Here is an 8,694-nt window from a genome sequence, read left to right as displayed (position 1 = left end):
CTCCCACGATCGGACGTGATGAGAACAAGTGTACGAAGGGGTACCGACAAAACCGGTCCGACGATCGCCACACCGGAGAAATCTGTGGACAAGAATTTTCGCGCGCGTCGACTGGGGATCAATGTGGTTGCGATACTTGTCATCTCGCCGGGTCTCGAGGCTCGGCGCTAGCGCGCCGAGCACCTCGACCATCGGGGGAAGGGTCGACCATCGGTCAGGAAGCGGCCGTCGCCCGTTCCGATGGTCGAGGCCTCGGGACCCCTCTCGCCGGTGAGTATCCGGTCCACAGTGATCCGAAATCGGCAGCGGCAACAACGCTGCCCACCGTTACGTCAGGGAGACGCTGAGCTCACTCGCCGGTCCGGATTGCCGGCCCCACCTTCAGGGTGAAGCCGGGGATCGCGGCGAGTGGGACGTGGGCCTCATAGGTGCGGTCGTATCCGGTCGCGCAGATCCGCCAACCGTCTGCCGTGCGGCGGTAGGTGTCGTCGTAGAACGCGGCGCCGATGAGCATGAACTCGAAGTCGGGCACGATCACCCGATCCGACAGGTACCAGCGCCCATGCGCGATATCGCCGGACACCTCGATCTCCGGATGCGAGACGCGATGCTCGGTGATCACCCCGGGCCCCACCGACGTCCGCATGAAACCGACCAGTTCATCCCGAGCGGTGAAGCTCAGGGAGTCGCCGTACTCGCCGGTGACGTCGTCGGTCAGCGTGTCGGCGAAGGTGTCCCAGTCCTTGGTGTCGAGGGCACGGAGGTATCGGTACTTGAGCGCTTCGATGGCGGCGACGTCGTTCACACTTCGAGGACTACCGCACCGGCATGGCCGACGACCCCGGAATCGCCGAGTTGATCAGCTTTTCCGGGCCGTCCCCGGCAGCACGCCGGCGTCGATGACCGCCTTGACGTACGGCCGGATCGCCTGCAGCGCGTCGTCGAGTTCGGGTCGGGCCCAGAGTTGCTCACCGAGAGCATCGGTGGTGGCCTCGACGTCGTCGTAGAGCGCGGCACCTGCGGCGGTCAGTCGATGGCCGTCATCGCTGCGTTCGGCCAGACCACGTTCGACGAGCCGATCCACCGACGCCTCCCAGTCCTGCCCCGACCACCCGCGGGTGAGCAGCGTCATCTCGCGGCCCATCGACCGCCGGCGCACCGTCGGATCAGGAAGTGTGGCCTCATGGAAGACCGCGGCGTCGATGCCGTTGAGACCACTCACGACCAGTGCGGCAATGTGGTTGTCGCCGCGCCATTCTCGCAGTATCGCGACCGCGTGCCAGAGTCGGAGGTGCGCAGCGTTGGGAGCCGGCGACTCAGCCCACGCCGCGGCCAACGGACGACCTGTGTAGGGCAGCGTACGCCCGGCGTCGGCGAAGACATCGGCCAGACGAGCGATCTCCGGGTCGTCGGCGCGTTCGCCGAGGATGGTCCGCAATTGCTCGTCGAGCATCGTCCATCGCGCCTGCGACACCCGCTCGAGGCCGCACGCCACCGCCTTGGGCCAGCTCTTCGCGATCGAGGTGGGAGCAAAGTTGAAGAAGGCCGAGGTGACCACCGCCGGCGCGCACTCGCCGAGTGGTGCCCCGCGAGCACCGACATAGAACGCGTGCGGATTCAGGCCCGTGGCCTCCTGTGCGGCACCGAGACCGGGGTTGAAGTAGGCGAGGATGTGAAAGGGCTCGAGCGTCTCGTACGCGCGGCGCGCGTGCGAGATCTGGTCAGACGACATGCCTCACACGTTTGCTGCTGACCGGTCCGGGTGTCAAGACGAGGCCGGGATGTCGCCGCGAGTTCACTGCGCCCGATCGCGCCCGTTGCGGGTCGCCGGGCGATGTTCGTCGTCGCGCGGTATGCCGAGGTCGGCCTCGAGGTCTTCTTCGACGAGGGTGAAGTCGGCGTCGCAGAATTCGTTCTCGTTCGGGGACATCTCCAGACGCGCCTCGTCGTCGAGCTCTTCTGCGCCGTAGTCCTCCTCGTCGAAATCCTCACGGCCGCGACGCCATCCGCCCTTCATCGGTGGTGCCTCGCCGAAGTGGTCGGGATCACCGGATCCGTACCAGGCGACGAGAACGGCACCGACGACGGCGCCGATGAAGCCGACGACGGCCAGCCACCCCAGGCCGGGCTTGGCGGTGTCGCCGAGGAACAGCACTCCGACGAGACTCGGTCCCGCGGTCTCGCCGACCACGAGCACCGCGGTCACCCCGTTGACCGCCCCGAGCTGCAGGGCGACGGTTTGCACGAAGAACCCGCAGGCGCCGGCGACAGCGATGGTCCACGCGGCCGGGTCGAGCAGCAGAACCTTCAGGTCGAACGGGTGCACGCCGTCGAGGATGCGGACGGCGATCGCGATTACACCGAAGAGCAGACCGGCCATCGCGCCACCGACGATCGCGCCGTGGCGTCCGAGCCGGTACACACCGAGCAGTGCCAGAGCCGACAACAGGATCGTCGCCCCGAACAGACCCCAGTGGATGGTGTCGGCCTGGCCCTCGCCGGTGGTGTGTGAGGAGGAGAAGCCGAGCAGGCACAGCGAGAACACGACCAGCCAGATGGCGATCCAGTCGCGGGTGTGCAACGCGATGTTGAGCATGATCGTGCCGAGCAACGCCGTCACGACGAGATTCGCCGAGACGATGGTCTGCGACAGGAACAGCGGGAGGAATCGCGCGGCGACCGCACCGCCGGCGAATCCGACGATGACCATGACGGTGCCGAGGATGAAGGAGGGGTCGACGAGCGTCGACATGGTCGACTGCAGCGAAGGGCCGCCCGCGGCGTTGGTGCCGACGACGCCGTCCTCGCGTTCGGTTTGCGCGACCCGGCGCGCTCCGAGCGCTCGGAGCACCGTCGACATGCCGTAGGCAACGGCGGCCAGCGATGCCGAGATGACGCCGATCACGAACAGCATCGCCGCATCCCTTCCGCCCGACCGAACGTAGCCAACCTAACAATCCAGAGAATCCCAACGATGACCGCGGGTCCGCTATTCCATGTAATCCGCCTCCGCCCGCTCAATGCAATCGATTTGTACCCTTTGCCCGACTGTCGTCCCCTGGATCGGCGGCGTAGCGGTGTGAGGTGAGTATGCGGCAGGGGTCCGACAAACCACGGCGGCCCGGCAGCCGTCGCAGACGCCGGGGCGAGCACGCCTACACTCGCCCCGTGGCCTTCTCCGGTAAGCACATCCTGATCACCTTCGGCCGGTCCTTTCTCAGCCTGAACCTGGCGCGCCTGCTCGCGGCGGCCGGGCATCGGGTCACCACCGTCGACTCGATCCCGGTGGCGCTGACCCGGGTCTCGAAGGCCGTCGACTCGTTCCACCTTGTCCCGCCGCCCAAGTTCAAGCCGCAGGAATACTGCCGTGAACTGGCCAGGATCGTCGTCGACGAACACGTCGACATGGTGATCCCGATCCACGAAGAGACCGACATCCTGTCGATGATGCGGGGACTGTTCCCACCTGACTGCGAGCTCTTCCTGTCCGATTTCGAACTCGAGAATCGGTTGCACAACAAGTACGACTTCCAGGAGATGCTCGTCGAGCACGGCATCGACACCCTGAAGTTCGCGCGGCTCGACGGTCCGGAGGACATCGACAAGCTCGATTTCACCGGCCCCTTCGCGGTCAAGAAGTGCTACTCGCGCGGCTCGCAGAAGGTGCACAAGGTGTATCCGGGCGATCGGATGGAGTGGCTCGATCACGATCCGAGCAATCCGTGGCTCGCGCAGGAGTGGCTGACCGGCGATCGCTACTGCACGTACTCGGTGGTGCGGGAGGGCAAGATCTTCGCGCACGCGACCTACCCCGTCGAGTACGCGATCGGTGGCAGCTCGTGCCTGTCCTTCGTCTCGGCGCAGCACCAGCCGATCTTCGACTGGGTCGAGAAGTTCCTCGCCGACACCGATTTCACCGGGCAGGTCGGCTTCGACTTCATCGACCACCCGGAAAAGGGGCTGTACTGCATCGAATGCAATCCGCGTGCCACCAGCGGGATCATGATGTTCCGGCCGCACAATCGCGTCGATGAGGCGTTCTTCGGTGAGAACGACGAATTGATCGTCCCCGATGACGACGTGCACACCATGATCAAGGTCGGCATGACGATCTTCGGGTGGCGTGAGGATGCGCGGCAGGGACGAACCATGCGGCAGTACTTCCGGGACCTGCGCGGATTCGACGACGTCATCGGTGTGCGCGGAGACCGGCTGCCGGGTTACGCGCTTCCCGTCGCCTACCTCGGAATCGTGCGCAGCTGCCTGAAGTACCGGGTCGGCCTCGCGGAGGGCTTCATGCACGACCACGAGTGGGACGGGCACGTCATCTGAGGTCCGGCGGTATCCGACACCCGGCGGTGCTCGGCGCGCCGAATCGGCGGCGCTGTGTTTTTGTGTTCCGGTGACCATCCATCTCGGCCATCTGATCCACATCACCGGTGCCCCGACGCTGCAGGAGGCCCCCGCGGCGTTGGTCGACATCGCCGACGGCGCACTGGTGATCGACGACGCGACCGGCATCATCGTCTACAGCGGTCCGCGCGCCGGCCTGTCCGAGGACGCCGACGGCGTCACCGTCGACCATGGTGACGCCTACCTGATCCCGGGATTCGTCGACGCCCACATCCACTTCCCGCAGACCTATTCGCTCGACGCCTACGGGGGTGGGCAATTACTGGAGTGGTTGAGCACCTGCATCTTTCCCGCCGAGGCCCGGCTCGCCGACCCGAAGTTCGCACAGCGGATCGCCCGTGACTTCACCGCACGACGGATCGCCACCGGCACAACCGCGGCCATGGTGTTCGGGTCGGCGTTCGGCCACGCCCAGGACGCGTTGTTCACCGAGACCGCCCGGGTGGGGCTGCGACTGGTCAGTGGACGTGGAATCCAAACGGTCGGACCGGATTCCGCCGAGCCGCTGCTCACCTCCGAGGCCGACGCCATCGCCCTGACCCGCGCGCAGATCGAACGCTGGCATGGTGCCGATACCGGCGACCCGTCAACGTCGTTGTTGCACACAGCGATCGTGCCGCGGTTCACGTTGTCGGTGACCACCCAGACGTTGCGGGCACTGGGTGAGTTGTATGCGGAGGTGGCCGATACCGGGGTGTATGTCCACACCCACCTCAACGAGAACAATCGGCCGGGCACCGGTGAGATCGATTCGGTGAAACAGCTTTTCGAGGTTGACACCTACCTCGACACCTACGACGGGAAGTTCCTGCCGGGCTCGGCACACGGCGGAGAGAGTCTGTTGGGACGTCGCACGATCCTGGCGCACGCCGTGCACTGCACCGACGCCGAACTGGATCGGATGGCGCAGACCGGGACGTCGATCGCGCACTGCCCGACCTCGCAGCTGTTTCTCGGATCGGGCACGATGCCGTGGCGCAGAACTGTCGGTTCCGGGGTGACCGTGGCGGCCGGAAGTGATTGCGGTGCAGGCGATGAGTGGCTGATCTCCCGCGTGCTCTCCGATGCGTTCAAGGTGCACATCTCCGAGCCGGGAGACGCGGGTGTGTCGATCCATCCGGCGCAGTTGTTGTTCACCGGAACGCTGGCCGGCGCGCGAGCTCTCGATGCCGAGGATCGGTTCGGCAATCTCGACGTCGGCAAGGAGGCCGACTTCCTGGTCATCGAGCCGTGGCGATGGCCGCCGCTGGAAGTGGTCCTTGCGAACGGGATTCGGTCCGACGACGTTGATCTGGCCCGCGAACAGGAGTTGTTCGCGTTGTTGATGGCGCTGCGTGAACCGGCGATCGCCGAGGTCTACGTCCGCGGGCAGCGGGTGAGCTCGGACGAGGGGTGAGCCCGGATGAGGGACCCCCGGCCGGTCGTGAATCAGCGGGCGGGAAGGGTGTCCGCGGGGACGGCGTCGTCGGAGTGCCCTGCAGATGGGGCGGTCGGCCCGGACTGGGCGATGATGCCGACGAGTGCACCGATCCCCGCGGCGCAGGCCACGAGTACGAACACTGCGGCGAGTGCGAGAAATTCCATGTTGGTCATGTGTTCCCATTGTCCGTGGCGAGGCCGTCACGTCCACTCACCAGCGCATAAGGTGTCCACACTCACCTGTCCGCCGCGGGTGTGATCTGGCGCGGATCGGCCCGTTTCGCTTCTCGGTATTCCACGGTGAATGCGGCCGATCATGCCGAGTTGGTCGACGCGATCGAGCGCGGGACGGTCTCGGCGATTGCCGAGTACTGAACTCGCACAGCGACTCTCGTGAAGTATCTCCGCTGAGACACCGCACGGGCCGGACACGATTCGAGGGTCACTCGAGGTGTGTCCGGCCCGTGCGTTCACACGATGCGGCAGGGTTCACCCGCGCATCGGGCTGACTGTGATGCTCCGGCTGCAATACTCCGGCTCGGGTGTGCGCCGGTGTTACGGAGCCCAGGTCCGCGGTGCGGCGTCGGCGGTGTCGTCGGCAGGAGCGGTGACCCGATGGGCCCGGTTCACCGCGGACACCACGGCGCGCAACGAGGCGGTGGTGATGGACGAGGCGACGCCCACACCCCACACGGTCTCACCGTTGACCTGCGCCTCCACGTACGACGCGGCGTTGGCGTCGCCGCCGGCGGTCATCGCGTGCTCGCTGTAGTCGAGAACCCGGACGTCGAATCCGACCGTCGCCAGGGCGTCGACGAAGGCCGCGAGCGGACCGTTACCGGTCCCGCTGATCTCCTTCTCGACGCCGTCGACCTTCACGACTGCGGTGATGGTGTCGTCGCCGCCGTCGACCTCGGAGGCGTCCACACGCTGGCGCATCCGCTCGAGCGGACGCACCGGGTGCAGGTATTCGTCGGCGAAGACGTCCCACATCTCCTTCGGCGACACTTCGCCGCCCTCACCGTCGGTGAGTTTCTGGATCTCCCGGCTGAACTCGATCTGCAGGCGCCGCGGCAGGCTCATGCCGTGATCGGTCTTCATGATGTAGGCCACGCCGCCCTTGCCGGACTGGCTGTTCACGCGGATGACGGCCTCGTAGCTGCGTCCGACATCCTTGGGATCGATCGGCAGATACGGTACGGCCCAGGTGATGTCGTCGACGTCGGAGTCGTCGGCATCGGCGTCGACCTTCATCTGGTCGAGGCCCTTGTTGATCGCGTCCTGGTGGCTGCCGGAGAACGCGGTGTAGACCAGGTCGCCGCCGTACGGGTGACGTTCGGGGACATTGAGCTGGTTGCAGTATTCGACGGTGCGCCGGATCTCGTCGATGTCGGAGAAGCTGATCTGCGGATCGACGCCACGGCTGAACATATTCATGCCCAGCGTCACCAGGCAGACGTTGCCGGTGCGCTCACCGTTGCCGAACAAGCAGCCCTCGATACGGTCGGCGCCCGCCTGATAGCCCAATTCCGCTGCGGCGACCGCGGTTCCGCGGTCGTTGTGCGGGTGCAGACTCAGGATGATCGAGTCGCGACGAGCCAGGTTGCGGCTCATCCACTCGATCGAGTCCGCATACACGTTGGGGGTGGCCATCTCCACGGTCGCCGGCAGGTTGATGATCATCGGCTTGTCCGGGGTGGGGGCGATGATCTCGGTGACCGCGTCGCACACCTCTTTGGCGTAACTCAGCTCGGTGCCGGTGTAGGACTCGGGGGAGTACTCGTAGCGCCAGTTGGTGTCGGGGTACTTCTTCTCCTCCTCGAGGACCCGGCGTGCGGCGTTGGTGGCGATCTCGGTGATCTTGCCCTTGTCGGCGCGGAACACCACGCGACGCTGCAGGACCGAGGTGGAGTTGTAGAAGTGGACGATCACGTTCGCGGCGCCGCGGCACGCCTCGAAGGTCCGCTCGATCAGTTCGTCACGGCATTGGGTGAGGACCTGGATGGTGACGTCGTCGGGGATGGCGCCGTCCTCGATGATCTCGCGGACGAAGTCGAAGTCGGTCTGGCTCGCCGAGGGGAATCCGACCTCGATCTCCTTGTATCCCATCCGGACCAGCAGGTCGAACATGCGACGTTTGCGGGCGGGACTCATCGGGTCGATCAGTGCCTGGTTGCCGTCGCGCAGGTCCACCGCACACCACAGGGGTGCGCGGTCGATGACCTTGTCGGGCCAGGTGCGGTCGGGAACCGATACCGCCTCGACCTCGTCGGCGAAGGAGCGGTAACGGTGCACGGGCATCGCCGAGCTGCGCTGCTTGTTCCAGACCGGCTGATCGGCGGGAATGGGTCCCGTGGGCTCGACGATACGACTCGCGCCCGAGGTGAAGGTGTCTGCTGCTGCCATCATTGGTCAATCTCCGAAAGTCAAAGAGGGAAGATGACCGGCGCATAAAAAGGCCCGCGACGGAGGGCCGGTCGATTCAGACCCCGCCGCGGCAACCGAGAAGGAGCGCGCGCTGCATGCGCTCGACAGTACTCCTGGTGGTCGCGACGGATCAACCACGGGGTGGCTCGCCCCTCGGTCGCCACCCGGCCGGGGCTCACGGTGCCGGGGGACCCAGGAGCAACCGGCGCTCGGTCAGCATCCCGACGAGCGTCGGGTCGAGCGATCGGCTCTGATCTGCACGCCAGCACCATGACAGTGTCTCGTATCCGACCTGACACACCGCCACGTGGTGGGCCCAGTGCTTGCGCGCCCATGGTGGTTCGTCGCCGGCCGCATCGGTCGCGGCCATCTCCGACTCGAGCAGGGTCCACTGCAGGTCTCGGCGGGCGATCAGCGATTCCGGTGCTCCGACGG

The 8,694-nt window shown here is 66.1% G+C and carries 7 protein-coding genes and 1 pseudogene; 2 read left to right on the top strand and 6 right to left on the bottom strand.

Going from position 1 to position 8,694, the window contains the following annotated elements:
- Positions 1 to 349: 349 nt before the first annotated feature.
- The 3 genes from B1964_RS21115 to B1964_RS21105 all read right to left on the bottom strand — a co-directional run bounded on the left by B1964_RS21115 (position 350) and on the right by B1964_RS21105 (position 2,914).
- Positions 350 to 805 (bottom strand): nuclear transport factor 2 family protein, encoded by a 456-nt coding sequence (locus tag B1964_RS21115; protein ID WP_006369495.1) that lies wholly within the window; start codon positions 803 to 805, stop codon positions 350 to 352.
- Positions 806 to 859: 54 nt separating this feature from the next.
- Complete coding sequence (locus B1964_RS21110) at positions 860 to 1,732, bottom strand: hypothetical protein (protein ID WP_079931165.1); 873 nt, start codon at positions 1,730 to 1,732, stop codon at positions 860 to 862.
- A 63-nt stretch (positions 1,733 to 1,795) separates the two neighbouring features.
- Positions 1,796 to 2,914 (bottom strand): DMT family transporter, encoded by a 1,119-nt coding sequence (locus tag B1964_RS21105; protein WP_079931164.1) that lies wholly within the window; start codon positions 2,912 to 2,914, stop codon positions 1,796 to 1,798.
- A gap of 254 nt (positions 2,915 to 3,168) precedes the next feature.
- Between B1964_RS21105 and B1964_RS21100 the strand changes: the two genes are divergently transcribed.
- The gene (locus B1964_RS21100; RefSeq protein WP_014358696.1) at positions 3,169 to 4,332 is read left to right on the top strand and encodes a carboxylate--amine ligase; all 1,164 of its coding nucleotides are present in this window, start codon (positions 3,169 to 3,171) and stop codon (positions 4,330 to 4,332) included.
- 70 nt (positions 4,333 to 4,402) lie between these two features.
- On the top strand, positions 4,403 to 5,809 hold the full coding sequence (locus tag B1964_RS21095) for an amidohydrolase family protein (protein WP_079931163.1): 1,407 nt from the start codon (positions 4,403 to 4,405) through the stop codon (positions 5,807 to 5,809).
- 32 nt (positions 5,810 to 5,841) lie between these two features.
- Here the strand turns inward: B1964_RS21095 and B1964_RS30510 are convergent, their stop codons facing one another.
- The 3 genes and pseudogenes from B1964_RS30510 to B1964_RS21085 all read right to left on the bottom strand — a co-directional run.
- The gene (locus tag B1964_RS30510) at positions 5,842 to 6,006 is read right to left on the bottom strand and encodes a hypothetical protein (RefSeq protein ID WP_165776323.1); all 165 of its coding nucleotides are present in this window, start codon (positions 6,004 to 6,006) and stop codon (positions 5,842 to 5,844) included.
- A gap of 381 nt (positions 6,007 to 6,387) precedes the next feature.
- Positions 6,388 to 8,238: a 2-isopropylmalate synthase gene (gene leuA, locus B1964_RS21090; protein WP_026920375.1), complete on the bottom strand. Its 1,851-nt coding sequence runs from the start codon at positions 8,236 to 8,238 to the stop codon at positions 6,388 to 6,390.
- A gap of 196 nt (positions 8,239 to 8,434) precedes the next feature.
- Positions 8,435 to 8,694, bottom strand: a pseudogene (locus tag B1964_RS21085) (FUSC family protein); the annotation flags it as partial.

Source organism: Gordonia sp. i37, from assembly GCF_002043085.1.
Lineage (GTDB): Bacteria > Actinomycetota > Actinomycetes > Mycobacteriales > Mycobacteriaceae > Gordonia > Gordonia polyisoprenivorans.
Note: the sequence above shows the minus strand (reverse complement) of the source record. Positions and strands in the feature narration are given on the sequence as shown.